Raw genomic sequence first — 23,204 nt, 5'->3', positions numbered from 1 at the left:
GGGGCCCGAACGTGCGGTACGGGGGGTTGCGGAAGCGTCTCGAAGCGGCCACGGAGGCGGCCCGTCGAGACCGGTGGGTGATCCTCCGTTGACCTAGGAGACGACGTCCTTGCGGGCGAAACCGCGGAAGGCCAGGGCGAACAGCACGAGCGCGTACGTTACGGAAATCGACGTGCCCTGGATCATGTCCGTCCACTGCAGCTGCGGCTGGACGGCGTCGAGCCAGGCGTACTGCCAGTGCGCGGGCAGGAAGTGCCGCCAGTCGCCGAGGGCCGTCACCTCGTCGAGGACGCTGCCGATGATGGTCAGGAACACCGCGCCGCCGACCGCGCCGAGCGGGGCGTCCGTCCGGGTCGACAGCCAGAACGCGAGGGCAGCGGTGACCAGTTGGGACACCATGATGTACGCGACGACGATCAGCAGGCGCTGGGCCGCGGTGCCGGTGGGCAGGGTGCCGCCGGTGGGCAGCTCGAGCGGGCCCCAGCCGTAGGCGGCCGTGCCGACGACGAGGGCGACGATCGGGAGCAGCACCAGCGCGGCCAGGCTGAGGCTGAGTCCGACGGCGAGCTTGGACCACAGCAGCCGGGCGCGGGGCACGGGGGCGGCGAGCAGGTAGCGCAGGGACGACCAGCTCGCCTCCGAGGCGACCGTGTCGCCGCAGAACAGGGCCACGGGGATGACGAGGAGGAAGCCGGCGGCGGAGAAGAGGTTGACGGCTGCGAAGTTGGCTCCGGACGCCGTCGCCGTGTCCATGAGGTTGACGCGGTTGTTGTTGCCGCCTGGGTCGCCGCCGACCTGGAAGGCGATGAGCAGGATGAGCGGCAGGGCGAACAGGACGCCGCCCATGACCATCGTGCGGCGCCGCTTCAGCTGCCGGACCAGCTCGACGCGGAAGGGCAGGGTGCGGCCCGCGCGGTAGCCGTCGGCGACGTCGACGGGCTCGGCCCGGTCGGCGAGCTTGCTCATGCTTCGGCTCCGATCAGGGTGAGGAAGGCGTCCTCCAGGCGGCGGTGCGGGCCGACCGATCGCACGGGCACGTCCAGCCGCACGAGTTCGGCGACCAGGCGCTGCGGGGTGCCGTCGGCGCCGAGCTGGACCAGCAGCCCTTCCTCGACGGGCACGGCCGAGGCGACGCCCGGCAGGGCGGCGACCTTCTCGACGACGGGCTCGTCCACGGGCGTGGCCGTGCCCACCAGGAGGGTGTCACCCGAGCCGACGATGTCCTCGACCGGGCCCGCCTGGACGAGCTGTCCGTGGTCCATGACGACCAGGTGCGTGCAGGTCTGCTCGACCTCCGCGAGGAGGTGGCTGGAGACGATGACCGTGCGTCCTGCCGCGGCGTAGCGGATCATCACCTCGCGCATCTCGCGGATCTGCGGCGGGTCCAGTCCGTTGGTCGGTTCGTCGAGGATGAGCAGGTCCGGCATGCCGAGCATGGCCTGGGCGATGGCGAGGCGCTGGCGCATGCCCTGGGAGTAGGTGCGCACCGCGCGGGCGAGCGCGTCGCCGAGGCCCGCGATCTCCAGGGCCTCCTCCATGTGCGCGTCCTCGGCCGGGCGGCCGGTGGCGCGCCAGTACAGGTCCAGGTTCTCCCGGCCGGACAGGTGCGGCAGGAAGCCCGCGCCCTCGACGAAGGCGCCGACCCGGGACAGGACCGGGGCGCCCGGGCTGATGGCGTGGCCGAAGACGCGGACCTTGCCGCCGTCCGGCTTGATCAGGCCCATCAGCATGCGCAGGGTCGTGGTCTTGCCGGCGCCGTTCGGGCCGAGCAGACCGAGGACCTGGCCCTTCTCCACGCGGAACGACAGGTCCTTGACGGCGTACCGGTCGGAGGACTTGGCGTACCGCTTGGTCAGGTCCGTGATCTGGAGGGGCACTTCGGCGAGTTCGGGGTCCGGCGGGGCGGGGGCCGCGGTGCGGCGGCGGCCCGTGATGATCAGCGCCAGGGCGATCGCGACGCCGGCGAGCGGCATCCACCACACCCAGGCGGGCAGCGGGCCCTGCGCGTTGCTCTCGCCGAGCGCAGCCGGGACCTTCAGGTCGCCCTTGAGGGAGACGGTGTACGTGGCCGGGGTCGCCGGGGAGGCGTAGCCGAGGTCCGTGGAGGCGAGGACCAGGCGCAGCCGGTGGCCGTCGTCGATCTCGTGGTCGACGGCCGGGAGGGTGATGGTGACGTCCTTGCCGGCCTTGGCGCCCTCGACCCTGATGGGCGTGACCAGCTGGGAGGGCAGCACCGGCTGGGTGCGGCCCGGGCCGACGTCGTAGACCTTGGCGAAGAGCACGGCGTCGTCGCTGGTGGACTTCACGTGGACCGTGGCCGTCGGAGAGCCGGTGATCTGGACGTCGTCCCGGAAGGGGGCCGACTCGAACGCGGCGAACTGGCCGGGGAAGTCGAGGGAGATCCCGACGCCGAGCGAGGACAGCTGGCTGAGGCCGCCCGCGCCGCCGAGGCCGGGCAGGGCGGAGACGCCGGGCGGGCTGGCGCCGGGCGGGTTGTCGAAGCTCTGCTCGCGGCCGGCCAGGGCGATGGAGCGCTGCTTGCTCTCCAGGCCGGGGTAGCGGTCCGAGGTCACGCCGGTCAGGCGGGGTTCGCCGTCGCCGGAGCCGAGGCCGAGGGTGCGGGTGACGCGGAAGGCGGGGCCGGTGTCGACGCCCGTGTCGTCCTTCAGGTAGCGGTCGAACCAGCTCTGCGCGCGGCCCTGGACGCGGCTCGTCTCCATGTCGCCGCCGTCGTGGCCGCCGGCGATCCAGTCGACGTCGACGGGGGCGCCGTTGGCGCGGATCGCCTTCGCGGCCTGGTCGGCCTGGCCGAGCGGGAAGAGGGAGTCGGACTGGCCCTGCATCAGCAGCGTCGGCACCTTGATGTCCTTGCCGACGGCGGAGGGCGAACGCTCGTCGAGCATCTTGCGCGCCTCGGCGTCCGGTTTGCCCGACTCTGCGACCCGCTCGTACATCCGGCACAACGCGGGCTCGAACCGCTCGCAGCCGCCACCGGAGTTGACGAAGATGCCGGCCCACAGCTTCTTGAACACGCCGTTCGGGAACAGCGCGTCGGAGAGGTTCCAGTACGTGATGGCCGGGGCGATGGCGTCCACCCGGTCGTCGTGTCCCGCCGTGAGCAGCGCGATCGCGCCGCCGTAGGAGGCGCCGGCCATGCCCACGCGAGGGTCGCCGGGCTTGTCGAGCTCGACCTGGGGCTGTTTCGCGAGCCAGTCGATGAGCTTCGAGACGTCCGCGACCTCGCCCTCGGGGTCGTTCAGCCCGATCTTCCCGTTGGACTTGCCGAAGCCGCGCGCGGACCAGGTCAGCACCGCGTAGCCGTCTCTGGCGAGGTCCTGGGCCTGCTGCCGTACGTCGTTCTTGCTGCCGCCGAAGCCGTGGCCGAGCAGGACGGCGGGGCGGCGGCGGTCTCCTCCGGAGGTGAAGAACGAGGTGTCGATGCGCACGCCGTTCCCCGTGTCCAGGACTCGGTCGGAGCGGTCGACCGGGGGCACCTCGTCGGACGCGACGGCCGTCCATGTCCCCGCGCCCGCGAGCACGACGACGGCGGCCCCGGCGGCGAGGAGCCTCCGGGGCCTCCGAAGCAGCCCGTTCAGTCCGGGCAGTCGAAGATCCATGCGTCAACGGTACGGGGTGAAGCTGTCGATGAGTTGTCGACCGGAGGCTGAAGTGCGGGGCCTTCCAGGGGTGTACACGGAGTTTGGGCGTACTGCGGGGGGTGTACAGCTTCGAGCTCGGCGGGGGCTGTGCGTTGCCGGGTGCGGGTGCCGTTGTGGTTGGTCGCGCAGTTCCCCGCGCCCCTTGAAAGAAGGCCCTTATGCCTCCGGTACTGATACCAGCCAGCGTGTGTGCCTGTGTGGGCGGAGGTAGAGAGCCCAGTACAGGGTTGCTGTGGCTGTGATGCCGCCCGTCCAGAGCAGGTACGTCGGGTCCTGCTGGATGAGGATGTACACCAGGACCACGATCAACAGGAGCGGTGCGGCGGGCCACAGGGGCATGCGCCAGGCCGGGGTGTGTTTGTGGGGGCCTCGGCGGGACAGGAGCGCGGCGGTGGCGACCAGCAGGTACATGCCCGTCACCGAGACGCCCGTGACGCCGTAGAGGGTGTCCAGGTTCACGAAGCACAGGGCGGCGCCGGGGATGCCCACCGCGAGGGTGGAGACCCAGGGGGAGCCGAAGCGGCCGAGGCGGGAGAAGAGGGCGTTGACCGGGTCGGGCCAGGCCTTGTCGCGGGCCGAGGCGAACAGGACGCGGGAGTTCTGGATGACCATGACGATGCCGGCGTTGATGATCGCGAGGGCCACGCAGAGGCTGACGAAGGTGCCGACGGCCGTGTTGGACCAGGCGGTGACCATGGCGCCGATGTCACCGCCGGTCAGGGCGGCGAGGTCCGGGGCGCCCAGGGTGATGGCGGCGACCGGGACGAGGATGATCACGGCGGAGATGGCGAGGGTGGCGAGCACCGTGCGGGCGACCGTGCGGCGGGGGTTCTCCAGTTCCTCGGAGAGGTAGACGGCGGTGGAGAAGCCCTGGGTGACGAACAGGGCGATCGCGAGGCCGGAGGCCACCAGGAGCGCCGTGACCGTGTCCGGGGCGCCGTCCGGGGTCGCCACCTGCATCGAGACCAGGCTGCCGGGGCCGCGCTCTGCGTGGGTGAAGCCCAGGGCCGCCACGACCGCCGCCGCGATGACCTCCAGGACCAGGAAGACACCGGTGATCCAGGCGTTGGCGCGCAGGTCGAGCAGGCCGGCGAGGGTCGCGAGGAGCATGACGGAGGCGCCCGTCCAGGACGGGTCGAGGTGGACGAGGGGGGCGAGGTAGTCGGCCGTGCCCATCGCGATGACCGGCGGGACGATCATCACGACCAGGAGGGAGAGGACGAACACCAGCCAGCCGGCGAGCCGTCCGGCGAGCGTCGAGACCATGGCGTACTCGCCGCCGGCGCTGGGAACGAGGGTGCCCAGCTCCGAGTAGCAGAACGCCACCGCGACACAGAGCAGCGAGCCGATGGCGATGGTGAGGGCGGTGGCCGTGCCGAGCGCGCCGAACAGGTCGGGGACCACCACGAACAGCGTGGAGGCGGGCGTGACGCAGGAGAGGGTGAGGAGGGTGCCGCCGACGACTCCGATGGAGCGCTTGAGCTTCCTGGGGGGACGGTCCGGCGCGTGCGCGACGGCGGTCTCGACAGGGCGGAGCGTGTCGGTCATGCGGCGGTTCCCATCGGCTCGGCGGCTCGGCGGTGATGTGCGCAGCATCGAACCCCGACGAAAAGCGACACGTCAATGGGTGTTTGCCTACGGAATCCGCAGTAAAAATGATCTCTGGCTGTCCTTTTGATCACAAGTGGTCAGTGGAAACAGGTCCGGGGGCGCCTGCGGTTATCGCAGGCGCCCCCGGAGAAAAAACTCAGTGGTTGCGCGGGAAGCCCAGGTCCACGCCCGCCGGGGCGTCGGCCGGGTCCGGCCAGCGGGTGGTGACGACCTTGCCTCGCGTGTAGAAGTGCGTGCCGTCGTTGCCGTAGATGTGGTGGTCGCCGAAGAGGGAGTCCTTCCAGCCGCCGAAGGAGTGGTAGCCCACGGGGACCGGGATCGGGACGTTCACGCCGACCATGCCGGCCTCGACCTCCAGCTGGAAGCGGCGGGCCGCGCCGCCGTCCCGGGTGAAGATCGCGGTGCCGTTGCCGAACGGCGAGGCGTTGATCAGCTCCAGGGCCTCCTCGTAGGTCTCCGTGCGCAGCACGCACAGGACCGGGCCGAAGATCTCGTCCTGGTAGGCCTTCGCCGACGTGGGCACCTTGTCGAGCAGCGAGATGCCGATCCAGTGGCCGTTCTCGAAGCCGTCGACGGTGTAACCGGTGCCGTCGAGGACCACCTCCGCGCCCTCGGCCGCCGCGCCCTCGACGTAGGCGGCCACCTTGTCGCGGTGGACCTTGGTGATCAGCGGGCCCATCTCGGAGGTGGGGTCGTTGCCGGGTCCGATCTTGATCTTCTCGGCGCGCTCGCGGATCTTCTCGACCAGTTCGTCACCGACGGCGCCCACCGCGACGACCGCCGAGATGGCCATACAGCGCTCGCCCGCCGAGCCGTACGCGGCGGACACGGCGGCGTCGGCCGCGGCGTCCAGGTCGGCGTCCGGGAGGACCAGCATGTGGTTCTTGGCGCCGCCGAGCGCCTGGACGCGCTTGCCGTTGGCGGAGGCCGTGGTGTGGATGTAGCGGGCGATCGGGGTCGAGCCGACGAAGGAGACGGCCTTGACGTCCGGGTGCTCCAGCAGGCGGTCGACGGCCACCTTGTCGCCGTGGACGACGTTGAAGACGCCCTCCGGCAGGCCGGCCTCTGCGAGCAGCTCGGCGAGCTTGACCGACGCCGACGGGTCCTTCTCGGACGGCTTCAGCACGAACGTGTTGCCGCACGCGATGGCGAGGGGGAACATCCACATCGGCACCATCGCCGGGAAGTTGAACGGCGTGATGCCCGCGACGACGCCGAGCGGCTGGCGGAGCGAGGACACGTCCACGCGGCTCGCCACCTGCGTGGACAGCTCGCCCTTCAGCTGGACGCTGATGCCGCAGGCCAGGTCGACGATCTCCAGGCCGCGCGCCACCTCGCCGAGCGCGTCGGAGTGCACCTTGCCGTGCTCGGCGGTGATCAGCTCCGCGATCGCGTCCCGGTTGGCGTCGAGCAGCGCGCGGAACTTGAAGAGGATGGACGTGCGCTGGGCCAGGGAGGACTGGCCCCAGGTGGTGAAGGCCTCCTTGGCTGCGGCGACCGCCGCGTCCACCTCGTCGACCGAGGCGAACGCGACCTTCGTCGTCACCTCGCCGGTCGCCGGATCGGTCACCGGCCCGTGGGTGCCCGAGGCGCCTTCGACGGTCTTGCCGCCGATCCAGTGGTTGACGATCTTCGTCATGGCCGGGAACTCCTTCACAGATGGCGGCGTCGGGTGGAGATGTGCCGTTCGTACAGCTCGCGTGCCTTGACCGCGGACGGCCGTGTCGCGGTCTCGGCCACGGGTACATCCCACCAGGCCTGCGCGGGAGGCGCGCCCGACACTGTGTCTGCCGTTTGGGTCTCCACGTAGACACATGTGGGAGTGTCGGCGGCCCGGGCCTCGGCGAGCGCCGCCTCGAGGTCCCGCACGGTCTTCGCGCGCAGCACGCGCGTGCCGAGGCTGGCCGCGTTGGCCGCGAGGTCCACCGGCAGCGGCGGTCCCGTGTACGTGCCGTCCTCGGACGGGAAGCGGTAGGCGGTGCCGAACCGCTCGCCGCCCACCGACTCGGACAGTCCGCCGATGGACGCGTAGCCGTGGTTCTGGATGATCAGGATCTTGATCGCGACGCCCTCCTGCACGGCCGTCACGATCTCCGTCGGCATCATCAGGTACGTGCCGTCGCCGACCAGCGCCCACACGGGACGGTCGGGGGCGGCCATCTTCACGCCGATGGCGGCCGGGATCTCGTAGCCCATGCAGGAGTAGCCGTACTCCAGGTGGTACTGGTCGCGGGACCGGGTCCGCCACAGCTTATGCAGGTCGCCGGGGAGGGAACCGGCGGCGTTGACGATGATGTCCGACGCGTCGACCAGAGCGTCCAGGACGCCGAGGACCTGCGGCTGGGTCGGGCGGGTGTCCGGCTCGTCCACCTCGTAGCAGGCGTCGACGCGCTGCTCCCAGCGCTCCTTGTCCTCGGTGTACTCGGTGGCGTACAGCGGCGCGACCCGGTGGCCGTGCATCTCCAGCCGCTCGGTCAGCTCCTCCAGGCCGGTGCGGGCGTCCGCGATCAGGGGCTGCCCGGCGAGCTTGTGGCCGTCGAGGGAGGCGATGTTGAGGTTGAGGAACCGGACGTTCTCGCCGGTGAAGAGGGTGCCGGAGGCGGTGGTGAAGTCGGTGTAGCGGGTGCCGACGCCGATCACCAGGTCGGCGGTGCGGGCGAGTTCGTCCGCGGTGGCGGTGCCGGTGTGGCCGATGCCGCCGACGTCCTGGGGGTGGTCGTGGCGCAGGGAGCCCTTGCCGGCCTGGGTGGAGGCGACCGGGATGCCGGTGGTCTCGGCGAACTCGGCGAGCGCCTCCTCGGCGCGGCTGTGGTGGACGCCGCCGCCGGCGACGACCAGGGGCCTCTTCGCCGCGCGGATGATCCGTACCGCCTCGGCGAGCTCCGCCGGGTCGGCGCCGGGACGCCGTACGGTCCAGACGCGCTCGGCGAAGAACTCGTCGGGCCAGTCGTACGCCTCGGCCTGCACGTCCTGGGGCAGCGCGAGGGTGACGGCGCCGGTCTCGACGGGGTCGGTGAGCACGCGCATCGCGTTCAGCGCCGACGGGATCAGGGCCTCAGGGCGGGTGATCCGGTCGAAGTACTTCGACACCGGGCGCAGACAGTCGTTGACCGACACGTCGCCCGCGTACGGCACCTCCAGTTGCTGGAGGACCGGGTCGGCGGGGCGGGTGGCGAAGATGTCGCCGGGCAGCAGCAGCACCGGCAGGTGGTTGATGGTCGCCAGGGCGGCGCCGGTGACGAGGTTGGTGGCGCCCGGGCCGATGGAGGTCGTCACCGCGTGCGTGGAGAGGCGGTTGGACTGCCGCGCGTAACCGACCGCGGCGTGCACCATGGCCTGTTCGTTGCGGCCCTGGTGGTACGGCATCGCGTCGGTGTGTTCCAGGAGCGCCTGGCCGATGCCGGCGACGTTGCCGTGGCCGAAGATGCCCCAGGTGGCGCCGATGAGCCGCTGCCGTACGCCGTCGCGTTCGGTGTACTGGGCGGACAGGAAGCGGACGAGCGCCTGAGCGACGGTCAGCCTCGTCGTCGAGGTCATCGGTATCCCCCTACCTGTGGATGGTCACGGATACGCAGTGGCCGCCGCGGGCGTTCACCGCCGGGAGTGAACGCGCGGTCTCCCGGCAGGACACGGCGAGGCGGCCTGCGCCTGGGACTTTGCGGACATGCCCTGGCGTGGGGGACCTCCGGCGCGGGGCCGTAGCGGGCGGGGAGTTGTCGCTCGCACTTCGCTCCTGCCAAAGCAAAGCGGCCTCCCGCGCCGGAGGCGATCTGGGCCCGGGCGTGACACACGCCCGGGAGGGGCGGCACGATCCGCACGCCGGTCGTGGTGCCCTCGGGGATGTACGGCTCACTGCTCATGAAGCGGCCCTCACAGCAGTCCTACGGCGGTGTCCACGGCGGCGGCCACATCGCCGTCCGCCGGGTACAGCAGCGAACGGCCGACCACCAGCCCGCGCACGGTGGGCAGTTGGAGAGCGCCGCGCCACTTCTCGTACGCCCCGGCTTGCTCCTCGGCGGATCCCCCCACCTCGCCGCCCAGCAGTACGGCGGGCAGCGTGGAGGCGGCCATGACCTCGGCCATGTCGTCGGGGTTGTCGGTGACCGGCACCTTCAGCCAGGTGTAGGCCGAAGTGCCGCCCAGGCCCGAGGCGATGGCGATGGACCGGGTGACGGCCTCGGCGGACAGGTCGTTGCGCAGCCGGCCCGTCTCGTCACGGCGGGAGATGAACGGCTCGACGAAGACGGGGAGCCGGCGGGCCGCCATGTCGTCGATGGCGCGGGCGGTGGACTCCAAGGTGGTGAGGGAGCCCGGGTCGTCGTAGTCGATGCGCAGGAGCAGCTTGCCCGCGTCGAAGCCGAGGCGCTCGATGTCCTCGGGGCGGTGGCCGGTGAAACGGTCGTCGAGTTCGAAGGACGCGCCCTGGAGGCCGCCGCGGTTCATCGAGCCCAGGACGACCTTGCCGTCGAGGGCGCCGAGCAGGAGCAGGTCGTCGAGGATGTCGGCGGTGGCGAGGACCCCGTCCACGCCCGGGCGGGACAGGGCCAGGCAGAGGCGTTCGAGGAGGTCGGCGCGGTTGGCCATGGCCATGCTGCGGCCGCCGACGCCGAGCGCGCCGCGGGCCGGGTGGTCGGCGGCGACGATCATCAGCCGGCCGTTGTCGTTCAGCAGGGGCCGGCGGGGGCGGCGGGCGGCGGCCTCGGCGATCGCCTCCGGGCGGTGGCTGCGGAGACGCACGAGTTCGGAGACGTCGACGGTCACTTGACGGCCCCCGCGGTGACGGCCGCCTCGATCTCGTCCGCGGTGGGCATCGCGGACGAGCACTCCAGGCGGGAGGCGACGATGGCGCCGGCGGCGTTGGCGTGCCGCATGGTCTTCTCCAGGTCCCAGCCGGCCAGGAGGCCGTGGACCAGGGAGCCGCCGAAGGCGTCTCCGGCGCCGAGACCGTTGAGGACGTTCACCGGCAGCGGCGGGACCTCGGCGCTCTCACCGTCGCGGTTCACGGCCAGGACGCCCTTGGGGCCCTGCTTGACGACGGCCAGCTCGGCTCCGGCGTCCAGGAGTGCCTGGGCGGCGGCGTGCGGCTCGCGCACGCCCGTGGCGACCTCCACCTCGTCGAGGTTGCCGACGGCGACGGTGGTGTGGCGCAGGGCCTCCTGGTAGAAGGGGCGGGCCGCGTCGGGGTCGGCCCAGAACATCGGGCGCCAGTCGAGGTCGAAGACGGTCGTGCCGGACTTGGCGCGGTGGGCGAGGGCCGCGAGGGTCGCCGTACGGCTCGGCTCCTCGCTCAGGCCCGTGCCCGTGACCCAGAAGACGCGGGCGTCGCGGATGGCGTCCAGGTCCAGCTCGTGGGCGTCGATCTCCAGGTCGGGGGCCTTGGGCTGCCGGTAGAAGTACAGCGGGAAGTCGTCCGGCGGGAAGACCTCGCAGAACGTGACCGGGGTGGGCAGGCCGGGGACCGGGGTGACCCAGCGGTCGTCCACGCCGAAGCCCCTCAGGGCCTCGTGCAGATAGGTGCCGAAGGGGTCGTCGCCGGTGCGGGTGATCACCGCCGTGCGCCGCCCCAGGCGGGCCGCCGCGACCGCGACGTTCGTGGCCGAGCCGCCGAGGAACTTGCCGAAGGAGGTGACCTGCGGCAGCGGGACGCCCGTCTGGAGCGGATACAGATCCACTCCGATGCGCCCCATGGTGATCAGGTCGTACGCCATCGGTTTCCCCTCGGTGTCGGCTCTCCCCGGCTTTGTAGTCCCCTTTCCGAAGCCCTGTCAATGTTTTGTCCGGACATTCGGACCAGATCATGACAGCGCTTTCCGGTGTCGTGCACATGTGTCCGTCGTGTGCGCCCCCTCGTTTCTTCAGTCTTCGCCTGGTGCCGCGTCAAGGCACCCCGCCGGAGCTCGGGCGGGCGCGTTTGCCGCGGCTGTGTCACAAACGCCCCCTTCCTGTCACAGGTGTCCCAGGTACGCGGAACTTCCGTCACACCCGGCACACAGGGCCTGCCCTGTGTCACGGGGTGTCGTTGACCGGACAAAGGCTTGTTGATCGCCAGCGCAGCGCCCGGCTCCCCCAGACGGCCGTCCCCGGCCGCCGCCGTGGTGCGCGCGGGGAGGTGCACGTCATGACCGACCGAAGGCTCTGGTCCTACAAGGAGATCGCGGCACACATCCGGGTGCAGCCGGACACCGTGCGGTCCTATCGCAAACACGGACTGCTGCCGCCGCCCGACCACGTCGAGAACGGCAAGCCCTACTGGTATGCCGACACGGTCCGGGCCTGGGTGGCATCCCGGCCCGGCAACCGCACCCGAAGAGCCGACTGACCGTCCCGGCCCGACCCCGTGCCCCACCGCCGCGTGGGGCACGGCTGTCTTCGGGGAGCGGTCAGCGCCAGGGCTCGATGACCGTCGCGCCCGCCGGTGGCGCCGTCCCCATCGCCGCCAGGGCGGGCGGGGCCTCGTCGAGCGGGATCGTGGACGTCACCAGCAGGTCGGGGCGCAGGACGCCACTGCGGACCAGCTCCAGCATCGGCGGGTAGCCGTGCGCGGCCATGCCGTGGCTGCCGAGGAGTTCCAGCTCCAGGGCTGTCGCACGGGCCATCGGCACGGGTGTCGTACCGGTCGGCGAGGGCAGCAGGCCGACTTGGACGTGCCGGCCGCGGCGGCGCAGGCCGTTCACGGAGGCGGCGCAGGTGGCGGGGGAACCGAGGGCGTCCAGGGAGAGATGGGCGCCACCGCCGGTGAGGTCACGGACCGCCGCCGCGGGGTCCGGCACGGCCGACGCGTCCAGGCACTGCGCCGCCCCGAACGTCCGCGCCAGGTCCAGCGCCCGGGCCGACACGTCGACGGCCACGACCCTCGCGCCCGACGCCGCCGCGATCATCACCGCCGAGAGACCGACCCCGCCGCAGCCGTGCACCGCGACCCACTCCCCCGCCGCGACCCGGCCCTGCCGCACCACCGCCCGGTACGCCGTGGCGAACCGGCAGCCCAGGGAGGCCGCCGTCGCGAAGGACAGCTCCCCGGGAAGCGCCACGAGGTTGACGTCGGCGTGGTCCAGGGCCACGTACTGGGCGAAGGAGCCCCAGTGCGAGAAGCCGGGCTGGGTCTGCCGCTCGCACACCTGGTGGTCGCCCGCCGCGCAGGACGGGCAGGTGCCGCAGGCGCAGATGAACGGCACGGTGACCCGGTCGCCGGGCCGCCAGCGGGTCACCCGGTCGCCCACCGTCTCGACGACCCCGGCGAGTTCATGCCCCGGCACGTGCGGCAGCGCGATGTCCGGGTCGTGGCCCTGCCAGCCGTGCCAGTCGCTGCGGCACAGGCCCGTGGCCTCGACGCGCACGACGACCCCGTGCTCCGCGGGCTCCGGATCGGCGACGTCCCGCACCTCGGCCGGCTCCCCGAACCGCTCGAACACCACGGCCCGCATGATCCACCCGCCTTCCGTAATCATGCCCGGGATCGCCGGTTGCCCTCACGCCCCCGGGCAGTCAGCGTCTCGGGGAACGCTAGCCCGTGCCGTGCGGGCCTCTGCCATGTGGGTTCGTGCCGTGCGGGCCCGTGCCGTGCGGACCCGTGCCGTCCAGGCCTGCGTTCAGCCCGGGGCTCCGACCTTGTCCCGGGCCGGTTCCTCCCGCGCACCGGCCGGTTCCGGGCCCGACTCTCTCAGGCCGAAACGCTCGTGGAAGCGGCGCAGGGGGCCCGGGGCCCACCAGGTGGCGCGGCCGGTGAGGCGCATGACCGCGGGGACGAGGAGGCTGCGGACGATCATCGCGTCCATCAGGACCGCGAGGGCGATACCCAGGCCGAGCATCTTGGTGTTGGTGACCCGGGACGTGCCGATCGCGACCATGACCACGGCCAGGATGACCGCCGCCGCCGTGATCAGCCCGCCGGTGCGCTTCAGGCCGTGGCGGACGGCCCGGTCGTGGTCGCCGGTGCGGTCGTACTCCTCCTTGATGCGCGAGAGCAGGAACACGCCGTAGTCCATGGACAGGCCGAACGCCACGCAGAACATCAGGACCGGGAGGGTCGTCTCGACGGAGCCGGGACTGGTGAAGCCGAGCAGGCCGGAGAGATGACCGTCCTGGAAGATCCAGACGACCGCGCCGAACATGGCCGTCAGACTGAGCGTGTTGAGGACGACCGCCTGGACCGGTATGAGCACGCTGCCCGTGAGGAGGAAGACCAGGAGCAGCGTGACGATCGTGATGAAGACGGCCGCGAGCGGCAGGCGTTCCCCTATGGCGTCCTTGGAGTCGACCAGGACGGCCGCCGTGCCCGTCACCTTGGTGTCGAAGGGGGCCCGGACCTCGCGCAGGTCGCCGACGAGGCGCTGGGCCGGGTCGTCGACCGCCTCACCCTTCGGCAGCACCGTGAAGTACGCCGAGTCGCCCTTCACCAGCGGCCCGTCGACCCGCAGCACCTCGGGAAGTCCGGCGATGCGCTCCTTGTAGGCGCCGTACTGCGCCTCGGTCGCGCGGCCCTCGGCGAGCACTTCCAGGCCGCCGCCGGGGCTGCCCGGGAAGCCGTCCCTGATGTGCTGCTGCACGACATGGGACTCGGACGTCGAGGGCAGCTGGCGGTCGTCGGCGGTGCCGAACCTGACACCCAGGAAGGGCAGCCCGAGCAAGACGAGGACGGCTGTGGTGCCCAGGGCGAAGAACGGAGCGCGGCGCATGACGAGCGACGCCGAGCGCGCCCAGGCCCTGCCCTCCTCCTCGGCGGGCTTCGGCGGGCAACCGCACCGGAACACGCGGCGCAGGTCGAGGGAGTTGACCCGGTGCCCCAGCAGCGTCAGCGCCGCCGGGAGCAGGATCAGCGCGGCGGCCGCGGCCAGCAGCACCACGGCGATCCCGGCGTAGGCGAAGGACCGCAGGAAGTACTGCGGGAAGACCAGCATCGCCGCCAGGGACACCGCGACCGTGAGGGCGGAGAACAGCACCGTGCGGCCGGCGGTGCGCAGCGTCGTGCCGATCGCGGTCAGGGGCTCGGCGCCGGTGGACAGTTCCTCGCGGAAGCGGCGGACGATGAACAGCGCGTAGTCGACGGCGAGGCCGAGACCGAGGGCCGTGGTGAGGTTGATCGCGAACACGGACACGTCGGTGAGCTCGGTGAGGCCGCGCAGGATCGCGTTCGTCCCGAGGATGGCGACGATGCCGATGCCGAGCGGCAGCAGGGCCGCGACGGCACTGCCGAAGACCATCACCAGCAGCACGAGCGTCACCGGCAGGGCGATGAGCTCGGCCCGGGTCAGGTCCTCCTGGATGATCGTCTGCATCTCGTGCCGCACGGCGACCGGGCCGCCGACGGTGACCTCCACCGCGCCGTGCGCTCCGCGGTAGTGGGGCGCGATGCGCTCCAAGGTCTCCCCGGCGGTCTTCTCGTCGCCCGTGATGCGGGCGACGATCAGCGCCTCATGACCGTCCTCGGCGCGCAGGGCCGGGGTGCGGGACTGCCAGTAGGATCCGACGCCGGTGACGCCCCGCTCGCCGGCCAGTCGCGCGGCGAGACCCTTCGCCCGGGCTGCGAAGGCCGGGTCGTCGACCGAGGCGTCGCCCGCGTCGACCAGGAGCAGCAGGTTGGACTGGGAGCCGGGGAACTCTCGCTCCAGGGCCTTGGTCGCGTACGTGGACTCGGCGGCCGGGTCCTCCCAGCCGCCGGCACCCAGCCGGTCGGCGACGCCGCTGCCGGCCAGCACGGCGAGCGCGGTGAGTACCAGCGCCACCAGCAGAGACAGTCTGGGGCGAGCGGTCACGAAACGGGTCCAGGCTCCGACGCGCGGTGGTGTGTCGACTTCGGTCATCGTGCGGTGTCCCCTTCACCGTGACCCGTGTCCAGGCGCAGCCTGACAGCATGGTGCTGCCATAGACTGGCAAACACGAGAGATCGCTCGCATTCCTGCCGACTCCAGAATGCGAGCGGCCGCTCGTGTTTGTCAATCGCGTTCTGAGACCTGGGGATAACGCGTGCCCGAGAAGACCGAGAAGCCCGGAACCGAGACGACGGCAACCACCGAAGACCGGCCGCGCCGCCGCCAGGCCCGCGGCGAGCGCCGGATCGCCCAGCTCCTCGACGCCGCCGCCACCGTCTTCTCCACGACCGGATACACGGCCGCCAGCACCAACGCCATCGCCCGCGAGGCGGGCGTCTCGCCGGGGACGCTGTACCAGTTCTTCCCGAACAAGGAAGCGATCGCGATCGAGCTGGGCAGCCGGCTCATGCACGAGATGCGGCAGTCCTACGACGAGGTCCTCGCCCCGATCGACCCCGCGGTGACCCCGATCGAGGAGGTGGTCGCCGGGACCGTCGACCGCTTCATCGAGTTCAACTGCCGCCACCCGGCCTTCTTCGCGCTGATGCACGGGCCCGACATCCCGGGACGCATCGCCGAGGAGCACGACGCGCTGCACCGCACGCTGGCCACCCGGGTGGAGGCGATCCTCACCCCGTTCGCGCCCGGCGTCCCCGCCCAGGAGATCACTCGCACGGCCCAGATGTGCGTCGGCATCTACAAGGCCGGCCTGGAGCTGGTCCTGGCCCATGAGGGCGCCGAACGCGAGGCGTACGCCCAGGAGCTGAAGACCGCTCTCCTGCGCTACCTGGCGCCGCTGACCGAGGGCGTCGTGAACTGATACCCCCTAGGGGTACAGTGGGTAGGCGGACCCCAAGGGTCCCCATTGCCCCAGACGCCTCGACGAGGAGTAACGAGATGACCGCCCAGACCGACACCACGGGCCCCGTCACCACCGTCTACAAGGTGAGCGGCATGAGCTGCGGACACTGCGAGGGCGCCGTTTCCGGCGAGGTCTCCCAGATCTCCGGCGTCAGCTCGGTGACGGCCGTCGCCTCGACCGGCGAGGTCACCGTCGTCTCCGCTGCCCCGCTCGACGACGAGGCCGTGCGCGCGGCCGTCGACGAGGCCGGTTTCGAGCTGGCCGGCCGGGCCTGAGACACCCGCCGAGAACTTCGGACATCCGGCCGGGCCTGAGACACCCCGGCCCTGGCATTCGTACCGACGTCAGGGCCGTACGCCGCCGCTCCCGGCCCGTACGGCCCGTCCCGCTTCCCGGGCGCACCGCAACTCCTGGAGTACGGACATGACCAGCACCACCGCCAGGGCGCCGGCCGACCGCGAGCCGGCGCTCGCCGAGGTCGAGCTGCTCATCGGCGGGATGACCTGCGCCTCCTGCGCGGCCCGCGTCGAGAAGAAGCTCAACCGCATGGACGGCGTCACCGCCACGGTGAACTACGCGACGGAGAAGGCCCGGGTCACCTACCCCGCGGGCACCGAGGTCGCCGATCTGATCGCGACCGTGGTGAAGACCGGGTACACCGCCGAGGAGCCCGCACCCGCGCGCGAGGAGGAACCCGCCGCCGAGGGAACGCAAGCCTCCGAGGAGGACCCCGAGCTGTCGGCCCTCCGCCGCCGCCTCGTCGTCTGTGCCGCCCTCGCCGTGCCGGTCATCCTGCTGGCCATGATCCCGGCGCTCCAGTTCGACAACTGGCAGTGGCTCTCGCTCACCCTCGCCGCCCCAGTCGTCGTCTGGGGCGGGCTGCCCTTCCACCGCGCGGCCTGGACGAACGTCCGGCACGGCGCCGCCACCATGGACACGCTGGTCTCCCTCGGCACGCTGGCCGCGTTCGGCTGGTCCCTGTGGGCCCTGTTCCTCGGCGACGCGGGCATGCCCGGCATGCGGCACCCCTTCGAACTCACGGTCTCACGCGGCGACGGCGCCTCCTCGATCTACCTGGAGGTCGCCTCCGGCGTCACGGCGTTCATCCTGCTGGGCCGCTATCTGGAGGCGCGCTCCAAGCGCCGCGCGGGAGCGGCCCTCCGCGCGCTCATGGAGCTGGGCGCCAAGGACGTCGCCGTCCTGCGCGACGGGCGCGAGGTGCGAATCCCGGCGCAGCGGCTGGCCGTCGGCGACCGGTTCGTCGTACGGCCCGGGGAGAAGATCGCCACGGATGGCACGGTCGTGGAAGGCGCCTCCGCGGTGGACGCCTCGATGCTGACCGGCGAGTCCGTGCCGGTGGACGTGGCGGCCGGGGACGCGGTCACCGGCGCCACGGTCAACGCGGGCGGGCGGCTCGTCGTGGAGGCCACCCGGATCGGCGCCGACACCCAGCTCGCGCGGATGGCGAAGCTCGTGGAGGACGCGCAGAACGGCAAGGCCGAGGTGCAGCGGCTCGCCGACCGGATCGCCGGGGTCTTCGTGCCGGTGGTCCTGCTGCTCGCCGCCGCCACGGCCGGTGCCTGGCTCGGCCTGACCGGCGACGGCGTCGCCGCGTTCACCGCCGCCGTCGCCGTCCTGATCATCGCCTGCCCGTGCGCACTGGGCCTGGCCACCCCGACCGCGCTCATGGTCGGCACAGGCCGCGGCGCCCAGCTCGGCATCCTCATCAAGGGCCCGGAGGTCCTGGAGTCCACGCGCCGGATCGACACGGTCGTCCTGGACAAGACCGGCACGGTCACCACGGGCCGGATGACGCTCCAGGAGGTCCATGTCGCCGAGGGCGCCGACGAGAAGGAGGTGCTGCGCCTGGCGGGCGCCGTCGAGCACGCCTCCGAGCACCCCGTGGCCCGGGCGATCGCGCTGGGCGCCGCGGAGAGGGCCGGACAGCTCCCCGACGCCGAGAACTTCGAGAACGTCCCCGGACGGGGCGTACGAGGGCGTGTGGAGGGCCGTGAGGTCGCCGTGGGGCGGCTCTTCGTCGACGTACCGCCGGAGCTGGCCCGCGCGCGGGACGAGGCCGAGCGGGCCGGTCGTACGGCCGTCCTGGCCGGCTGGGACGGGACGGCGAAGGCCGTCCTGGCCGTGGCGGACGCGGTCAAGGAGACCAGCGCGGAGGCGGTGCGGGAGCTGCGCGCGCTGGGGCTCACGCCCGTGTTGCTGACCGGGGACAATCGGACGGTGGCCGATGCGGTGGCCGAGGTCGTCGGGATCGACCGGGTGATCGCCGAGGTCCTGCCCGAGGACAAGGTCGACGCCGTACGGCGGCTGCAGGGCGAGGGGCGGGTCGTCGCCATGGTGGGTGACGGCGTCAACGACGCGGCCGCGCTCGCCACCGCCGACCTGGGCCTGGCCATGGGCACCGGCACGGACGCGGCGATCGAAGCGGGCGATCTGACGCTGGTGCGCGGCGACCTGCGAGTGGCCGCGGACGCGATCCGGCTGTCCCGCCGGACGCTGGCCACGATCAAGGGCAACCTCGTGTGGGCCTTCGGCTACAACGTCGCCGCGCTGCCGCTGGCCGCCGCGGGGCTGCTGAACCCGATGATCGCCGGGGCCGCGATGGCCTTCTCGTCGGTCTTCGTCGTCACGAACAGTCTCCGACTTCGGACATTCCGGTGAAGTCCCCCGAATTCGCCCTAAGTTCGCGGCGAACGTGATATGAGCCCCTCTGGAGTCCTGGACCCGGCTCACATAAGCTCTTCACAAGGCTCGCGCATCATCCTTACGCTTGAGCCCCGGACGGCATATCCGGGCTCTTGCGTATCTAGCGGACATACGCAAGAGACGCAGATCACAGTGATGTGAACGTAACCATCGAAGGGGTTCGAAGGTCTAAGTTGACGATGTCAGGGAGCGTCTTGGGGGGCGTCACCTGACATCTGGGGATGTCTTGGGGGACGTCTCCAGAGATGCGTTGCCGGGGCACGTACACCGGGAAGCTTTGAGCGGCCCTCCCGGTCGTGCGTTGTCCCGGCAGACCGCACACCGCAGTACGGCGGGTTTTGCTCGTTGTGCTCACAGCGATTCAGGCGCTGTCCTCACAGACGCCCGGCCGGATCCCGTGGGGGGAATCCGTACCGGGACTGGGAAGGCGCCCTGGTCGTCGGCCCGTGGGGGGACCGGCGACAGGGCGCCTTCTTTTCTTTGCCGCCACTCCGGCCTGCTCGCGCCACAGGTACGCAAGAGCCCCCGCACCCGCACGAGCGGATACGGGGGCCGAGCGGCACTACGACGCCGGCGGCTGACGGCCGCTCGTCTCAGCGCTCCTCGACGGGCACGAAGTCACGCTCGACGACGCCCGTGTAGATCTGGCGCGGGCGGCCGATGCGGGAGCCCGGCTCCTTGATCATCTCGTGCCACTGGGCGATCCAGCCCGGCAGCCGGCCGAGGGCGAACAGGACCGTGAACATCTCGGTCGGGAAGCCCATGGCCCGGTAGATCAGGCCGGTGTAGAAGTCGACGTTCGGGTAGAGGCTGCGCGAGACGAAGTAGTCGTCGGAGAGCGCGTGCTCCTCCAGCTTCAGCGCGATGTCCAGCAGCTCGTCGGACTTGCCGAGGGCGGACAGCACATCGTGCGCGGCGGCCTTGATGATCTTGGCGCGCGGGTCGAAGTTCTTGTAGACCCGGTGGCCGAAGCCCATCAGGCGGACGCCGTCCTCCTTGTTCTTCACCTTGCGGATGAAGGAGTCGACATCACCGCCGGAGTCGCGGATGCCTTCCAGCATCTCCAGCACGGACTGGTTGGCGCCGCCGTGCAGCGGGCCCCACAGCGCGTTGATGCCGGCGGAGATCGAGGCGAACATGTTCGCCTGCGAGGAGCCGACCAGGCGAACCGTGGAGGTCGAACAGTTCTGCTCGTGGTCCGCGTGCAGGATCAGCAGCTTGTCGAGCGCGGCGACCACGGTCGGGTCCAGGTCGTACTCCTGCGCCGGGACCGAGAAGGTCATCCGGAGGAAGTTCTCGACGTAGCCCAAGTCGTTGCGCGGGTAGACGAACGGGTGGCCGATCGACTTCTTGTACGCGTACGCCGCGATCGTCGGGAGCTTGGCGAGCAGGCGGATCGTGGAGAGGTTGCGCTGACGCTCGTCGAACGGGTTGTGGCTGTCCTGGTAGAACGTGGACAGCGCCGAGACCACCGAGGACAGCATGGCCATCGGGTGGGCGTCGCGGGGGAAGCCCTTGTAGAAGTTCTTGACGTCCTCATGCAGCAGGGTGTGCTGCGTGATGTCGTTCTTGAACGTCGAGAGCTCGTCGACGGTCGGCAGCTCGCCGTTGATCAGCAGGTAGGCGACCTCCAGGAAGGTGGAGCGCTCGGCCAGCTGCTCGATCGGGTAGCCGCGGTACCGCAGGATGCCCGCTTCGCCGTCCAGGTAGGTGATGGCGGATTTGTAGGCGGCGGTGTTGCCGTACCCGCTGTCCAGCGTCACCAGACCGGTCTGGGCGCGGAGCTTGCCGATGTCGAAGCCCTTGTCACCGACGGTGCTGTCGATCACCGGGTAGGTGTACTCGCCGTCGCCGTACCGCAGTACTACAGAGTTGTCGCTCACGTCATCCCTCACCGACGTTGTGCCTCTTCTTCGAGGTGCCCTGACTGTCTCTACCATCCCCCATTTGGCGCAGGAGAGTGCACTCGGGGTCGACCATTGGGCCTATCGGCGGCACTGAGTGCCGCCAACCTGTCCATCCTGCCCCCTCCTGCCCTCCCCAGGAAAGCACTGTGTGACCTTTCCGACTTGTTTGATCGATCATTTTTTCGTCCGCGGGTGCCGACGGGGGTGTGGTGGCCCTGACCCCGGGTCAGCTCCGCCGCCCGGCCGCGGGTCGGCCTCGTCGCCGGGGCGGCGGCATCGGGTCGCCGTCGCCCGGCAGCGCGTGGACGCGTCGGCGTCAGTGTGACCCGTCCGGGAGCCGGCCCCCGGCCAGGCGGAAGTCCAGCGCGGTGCACCGCCGCCCCGCGGACACCGTACGGACCGCCTGGCCCAGGGCCTTCCGCGAACCGACCAGCACCACCAGCTTCTTCGCCCGAGTGACCGCCGTGTACAGCAGGTTGCGCTGGAGCATCATCCAGGCCCCGGTGGTGACCGGGATGACGACAGCGGGATACTCGCTGCCCTGGGAGCGGTGGATCGTCACCGCGTACGCGTGGGCGAGCTCGTCGAGTTCGTCGAACTCGTACGGCACCTCCTCGTCCTCGTCCGTCCTCACCGTCAACCGCTGGTCGTCGAGGTTGAGGGAAGTGACCACGCCCACCGTGCCGTTGAAGACGCCGTTCTCGCCCTTCTCGTAGTTGTTGCGGATCTGCGTGACCTTGTCGCCGACGCGGAAGACGCGACCGCCGAACCGCTTCTCGGGAAGGTCGGGGCGGGCGGGCGTGATGGCCTGCTGGAGCAGGCCGTTGAGGGTGCCGGCGCCGGCCGGGCCGCGGTGCATGGGCGCCAGGACCTGCACGTCCCGGCGGGGGTCCAGCCCGAACTTGGCGGGGATCCGCCGGGCCGCCACGTCCACCGTGAGCCGCCCCGCCTCCTCCGTGTCGTCCTCGACGAAGAGGAAGAAGTCCTTCATGCCGTCGGTGAGGGGGTGCTGGCCGGCGTTGATCCGGTGCGCGTTCGTCACCACGCCCGACTGCTGGGCCTGGCGGAAGACCCGGGTGAGGCGGACGGCGGGGATCGGGCCCCCGTCGGCCAGGAGGTCGCGCAGCACCTCCCCCGCGCCGACGCTGGGCAGCTGGTCCACGTCCCCAACGAAGAGCAGATGCGCCCCCGGAGGGACGGCCTTCACCAGCTTGTTGGCGAGGAGGAGGTCCAGCATGGACGCCTCGTCGACCACCACGAGGTCGGCGTCCAGCGGGCGGTCCCGGTCGTAGGCCGCGTCGCCGCCGGGCTTCAGCTCCAGCAGGCGGTGGACCGTGGAGGCCTCGGCGCCGGTGAGCTCGGACAGGCGCTTGGCGGCCCGGCCGGTCGGGGCGGCGAGCACGACCTTCGCCTTCTTGGCGCGGGCCAGCTCCACGATGGAGCGGACCGTGAAGGACTTGCCGCAGCCGGGGCCGCCGGTGAGGACGGCGACCTTCTCGGTCAGGGCGAGTTTGACGGCGGCCTCCTGCTCCGGGGCCAGGTCGACGCCGGTGCGGGTCTTCAGCCAGCCGAGGGCCTTGTCCCAGGCCACCGCCTGGAAGCCCGGCATCCGGTCCTCCTCCGTGCGCAGGAGGCGCAGCAGCTGGGCGGAGAGGGAGAGTTCGGCGCGGTGGAAGGGCACGAGGTAGACGGCGGTGACGGGCTCGCCGCCGTCAGGGCCCGGGACCTTCTCCCGTACGACGCCGGGGTCCTCGCCGTCCTCCGCGGGCTCGGCCAGCTCGGCGAGGCACTCGATGACCAGTCCCGTGTCGACCTGGAGGAGCTTGACCGCGTCCTTGATCAGCTGCTCCTCCGGCAGGAAGCAGTGGCCCTGGTCGGTGGACTGCGACAGCGCGTACTGCAGGCCCGCCTTGACGCGCTCCGGGCTGTCGTGCGGGATGCCGACGGACTGGGCGATCTTGTCGGCGGTGAGGAAGCCGATGCCCCAGACGTCGGCGGCGAGGCGGTAGGGCTGGTTCTTCACGACGGAGATGGACGCGTCGCCGTACTTCTTGTAGATCCGCACCGCGATGGACGTGGACACCTCGACGGTCTGGAGGAAGAGCATGACCTCCTTGATGGCCTTCTGCTCCTCCCAGGCGTCGGCGATCTTCTTCGTCCGCTTGGGCCCGAGGCCCGGGACCTCGATGAGCCGCTTGGGCTCCTCCTCGATGATCTGGAGGGTGTCCAGCCCGAAGTGCTGCGTGATCCGGTCGGCGAAGACCGGGCCGATGCCCTTGACCAGGCCGGAGCCGAGGTAGCGGCGGATGCCTTGGACAGTGGCGGGCAGGACCGTCGTGTAGTTCTCCACGTGGAACTGCTTGCCGTACTGGGGATGCGAGCCCCAGCGGCCCTCCATGCGCAGGGACTCCCCGACCTGGGCGCCGAGCAGCGCGCCCACGACCGTGAGCAGATCGCCGCCGCCTCTGCCGGTGTCGACCCGGGCGACCGTGTAGCCGTTCTCCTCGTTGGCGTACGTGATCCGCTCGAGAACGCCTTCGAGCACGGCGAGTCGCCGTTCGCCGGCGGGGGTTCCCGTCTGGTTGGGCATGATCCGACCGTACCGCCGGGGTACGACAGTCAGGCCTTTATG

General features: G+C 71.3%; 15 protein-coding genes and 1 pseudogene. 4 read left to right on the top strand and 12 right to left on the bottom strand.

Annotated features, from left to right (window positions below):
- Positions 1–93: 93 nt before the first annotated feature.
- The 8 genes and pseudogenes from ACIBL4_RS11220 to iolC all read right to left on the bottom strand — a co-directional run bounded on the left by ACIBL4_RS11220 (position 94) and on the right by iolC (position 10,978).
- Complete coding sequence (locus tag ACIBL4_RS11220) at positions 94–966, bottom strand: ABC transporter permease (protein WP_399408665.1); 873 nt, start codon at positions 964–966, stop codon at positions 94–96.
- A complete protein-coding gene (locus tag ACIBL4_RS11215) occupies positions 963–3,617 on the bottom strand; it encodes a CocE/NonD family hydrolase (RefSeq protein ID WP_399408663.1) in 2,655 nt (884 codons plus the stop codon). Before ACIBL4_RS11215 ends, ACIBL4_RS11220 begins: the two co-directional genes overlap by 4 nt.
- A 198-nt stretch (positions 3,618–3,815) precedes the next feature.
- Positions 3,816–5,207, bottom strand: coding sequence for an APC family permease (locus tag ACIBL4_RS11210; RefSeq protein WP_399408661.1), 1,392 nt, complete (start codon positions 5,205–5,207; stop codon positions 3,816–3,818).
- 199 nt (positions 5,208–5,406) lie between these two features.
- A complete protein-coding gene (mmsA, locus tag ACIBL4_RS11205) occupies positions 5,407–6,909 on the bottom strand; it encodes a CoA-acylating methylmalonate-semialdehyde dehydrogenase (protein ID WP_399408659.1) in 1,503 nt (500 codons plus the stop codon).
- A gap of 14 nt (positions 6,910–6,923) precedes the next feature.
- Complete coding sequence (gene iolD, locus ACIBL4_RS11200; protein ID WP_399408657.1) at positions 6,924–8,807, bottom strand: 3D-(3,5/4)-trihydroxycyclohexane-1,2-dione acylhydrolase (decyclizing); 1,884 nt, start codon at positions 8,805–8,807, stop codon at positions 6,924–6,926.
- Between the two features lie 140 nt (positions 8,808–8,947).
- Positions 8,948–9,052, bottom strand: a pseudogene (locus ACIBL4_RS11195) (5-deoxy-glucuronate isomerase); the annotation flags it as partial.
- 88 nt (positions 9,053–9,140) lie between these two features.
- Positions 9,141–10,031 carry a deoxyribose-phosphate aldolase gene (locus ACIBL4_RS11190; RefSeq protein WP_399408655.1) on the bottom strand — a complete coding sequence of 297 codons (891 nt, stop codon included), beginning with the start codon at positions 10,029–10,031 and terminating at the stop codon, positions 9,141–9,143.
- Positions 10,028–10,978: a 5-dehydro-2-deoxygluconokinase gene (gene iolC / locus ACIBL4_RS11185; RefSeq protein WP_399408653.1), complete on the bottom strand. Its 951-nt coding sequence runs from the start codon at positions 10,976–10,978 to the stop codon at positions 10,028–10,030. Before iolC ends, ACIBL4_RS11190 begins: the two co-directional genes overlap by 4 nt.
- A gap of 410 nt (positions 10,979–11,388) precedes the next feature.
- Here iolC and ACIBL4_RS11180 point away from each other — a divergent pair, with 410 nt between their 5' ends.
- Positions 11,389–11,589 carry a helix-turn-helix transcriptional regulator gene (locus tag ACIBL4_RS11180; RefSeq protein WP_399408651.1) on the top strand — a complete coding sequence of 67 codons (201 nt, stop codon included), beginning with the start codon at positions 11,389–11,391 and terminating at the stop codon, positions 11,587–11,589.
- A gap of 61 nt (positions 11,590–11,650) precedes the next feature.
- Here the strand turns inward: ACIBL4_RS11180 and ACIBL4_RS11175 are convergent, their stop codons facing one another.
- Together ACIBL4_RS11175 and ACIBL4_RS11170 are read right to left on the bottom strand one after the other, a co-directional pair.
- Positions 11,651–12,694 carry a zinc-dependent alcohol dehydrogenase family protein gene (locus ACIBL4_RS11175; RefSeq protein WP_399409323.1) on the bottom strand — a complete coding sequence of 348 codons (1,044 nt, stop codon included), beginning with the start codon at positions 12,692–12,694 and terminating at the stop codon, positions 11,651–11,653.
- A 165-nt stretch (positions 12,695–12,859) separates the two neighbouring features.
- Complete coding sequence (locus ACIBL4_RS11170) at positions 12,860–15,070, bottom strand: MMPL family transporter (protein WP_399408649.1); 2,211 nt, start codon at positions 15,068–15,070, stop codon at positions 12,860–12,862.
- A 163-nt stretch (positions 15,071–15,233) separates the two neighbouring features.
- On the opposite strand from ACIBL4_RS11170, the gene ACIBL4_RS11165 reads away from it, so the two are divergent.
- The 3 genes from ACIBL4_RS11165 (at position 15,234) to ACIBL4_RS11155 (ending at position 18,620) form a co-directional block, all read left to right on the top strand.
- Entirely contained in the window at positions 15,234–15,899 is a 666-nt protein-coding gene (locus ACIBL4_RS11165; RefSeq protein WP_399408647.1) for a TetR family transcriptional regulator, read from the top strand.
- 77 nt (positions 15,900–15,976) lie between these two features.
- Positions 15,977–16,216 carry a heavy-metal-associated domain-containing protein gene (locus ACIBL4_RS11160; RefSeq protein ID WP_399408645.1) on the top strand — a complete coding sequence of 80 codons (240 nt, stop codon included), beginning with the start codon at positions 15,977–15,979 and terminating at the stop codon, positions 16,214–16,216.
- 148 nt (positions 16,217–16,364) lie between these two features.
- Entirely contained in the window at positions 16,365–18,620 is a 2,256-nt protein-coding gene (locus ACIBL4_RS11155) for a heavy metal translocating P-type ATPase (RefSeq protein WP_399408643.1), read from the top strand.
- 638 nt (positions 18,621–19,258) lie between these two features.
- Here ACIBL4_RS11155 and ACIBL4_RS11150 read toward each other — a convergent pair.
- Together ACIBL4_RS11150 and ACIBL4_RS11145 are read right to left on the bottom strand one after the other, a co-directional pair.
- Positions 19,259–20,548, bottom strand: a complete 1,290-nt coding sequence (locus tag ACIBL4_RS11150; RefSeq protein WP_193505044.1) for a citrate synthase — start codon at positions 20,546–20,548, stop codon at positions 19,259–19,261.
- Positions 20,549–20,888: 340 nt separating this feature from the next.
- Positions 20,889–23,162: an ATP-dependent RecD-like DNA helicase gene (locus ACIBL4_RS11145; protein WP_399408641.1), complete on the bottom strand. Its 2,274-nt coding sequence runs from the start codon at positions 23,160–23,162 to the stop codon at positions 20,889–20,891.
- Positions 23,163–23,204 lie beyond the last annotated feature (42 nt).

The sequence above is a fragment of the Streptomyces sp. NPDC050416 genome (assembly GCF_044458845.1).
Lineage (GTDB): Bacteria > Actinomycetota > Actinomycetes > Streptomycetales > Streptomycetaceae > Streptomyces.
This window is presented reverse-complemented; position numbering and strand designations above follow the sequence as displayed.

Excerpts from the sequence above, each read along its gene's own strand:
- ACIBL4_RS11220 (WP_399408665.1), bottom strand. The coding sequence starts at position 966 with ATGAGCAAGCTCGCCGACCGGGCCGAGCCCGTCGACGTCGCCGACGGC.
- ACIBL4_RS11215 (WP_399408663.1), bottom strand. The coding sequence starts at position 3,617 with ATGGATCTTCGACTGCCCGGACTGAACGGGCTGCTTCGGAGGCCCCGG.
- ACIBL4_RS11210 (WP_399408661.1), bottom strand. The coding sequence starts at position 5,207 with ATGACCGACACGCTCCGCCCTGTCGAGACCGCCGTCGCGCACGCGCCG.
- mmsA (WP_399408659.1), bottom strand. The coding sequence starts at position 6,909 with ATGACGAAGATCGTCAACCACTGGATCGGCGGCAAGACCGTCGAAGGC.
- iolD (WP_399408657.1), bottom strand. The coding sequence starts at position 8,807 with ATGACCTCGACGACGAGGCTGACCGTCGCTCAGGCGCTCGTCCGCTTC.
- iolC (WP_399408653.1), bottom strand. The coding sequence starts at position 10,978 with ATGGCGTACGACCTGATCACCATGGGGCGCATCGGAGTGGATCTGTAT.
- ACIBL4_RS11180 (WP_399408651.1), top strand. The coding sequence starts at position 11,389 with ATGACCGACCGAAGGCTCTGGTCCTACAAGGAGATCGCGGCACACATC.
- ACIBL4_RS11175 (WP_399409323.1), bottom strand. The coding sequence starts at position 12,694 with ATGCGGGCCGTGGTGTTCGAGCGGTTCGGGGAGCCGGCCGAGGTGCGG.
- ACIBL4_RS11170 (WP_399408649.1), bottom strand. The coding sequence starts at position 15,070 with ATGACCGAAGTCGACACACCACCGCGCGTCGGAGCCTGGACCCGTTTC.
- ACIBL4_RS11160 (WP_399408645.1), top strand. The coding sequence starts at position 15,977 with ATGACCGCCCAGACCGACACCACGGGCCCCGTCACCACCGTCTACAAG.
- ACIBL4_RS11155 (WP_399408643.1), top strand. The coding sequence starts at position 16,365 with ATGACCAGCACCACCGCCAGGGCGCCGGCCGACCGCGAGCCGGCGCTC.
- ACIBL4_RS11145 (WP_399408641.1), bottom strand. The coding sequence starts at position 23,162 with ATGCCCAACCAGACGGGAACCCCCGCCGGCGAACGGCGACTCGCCGTG.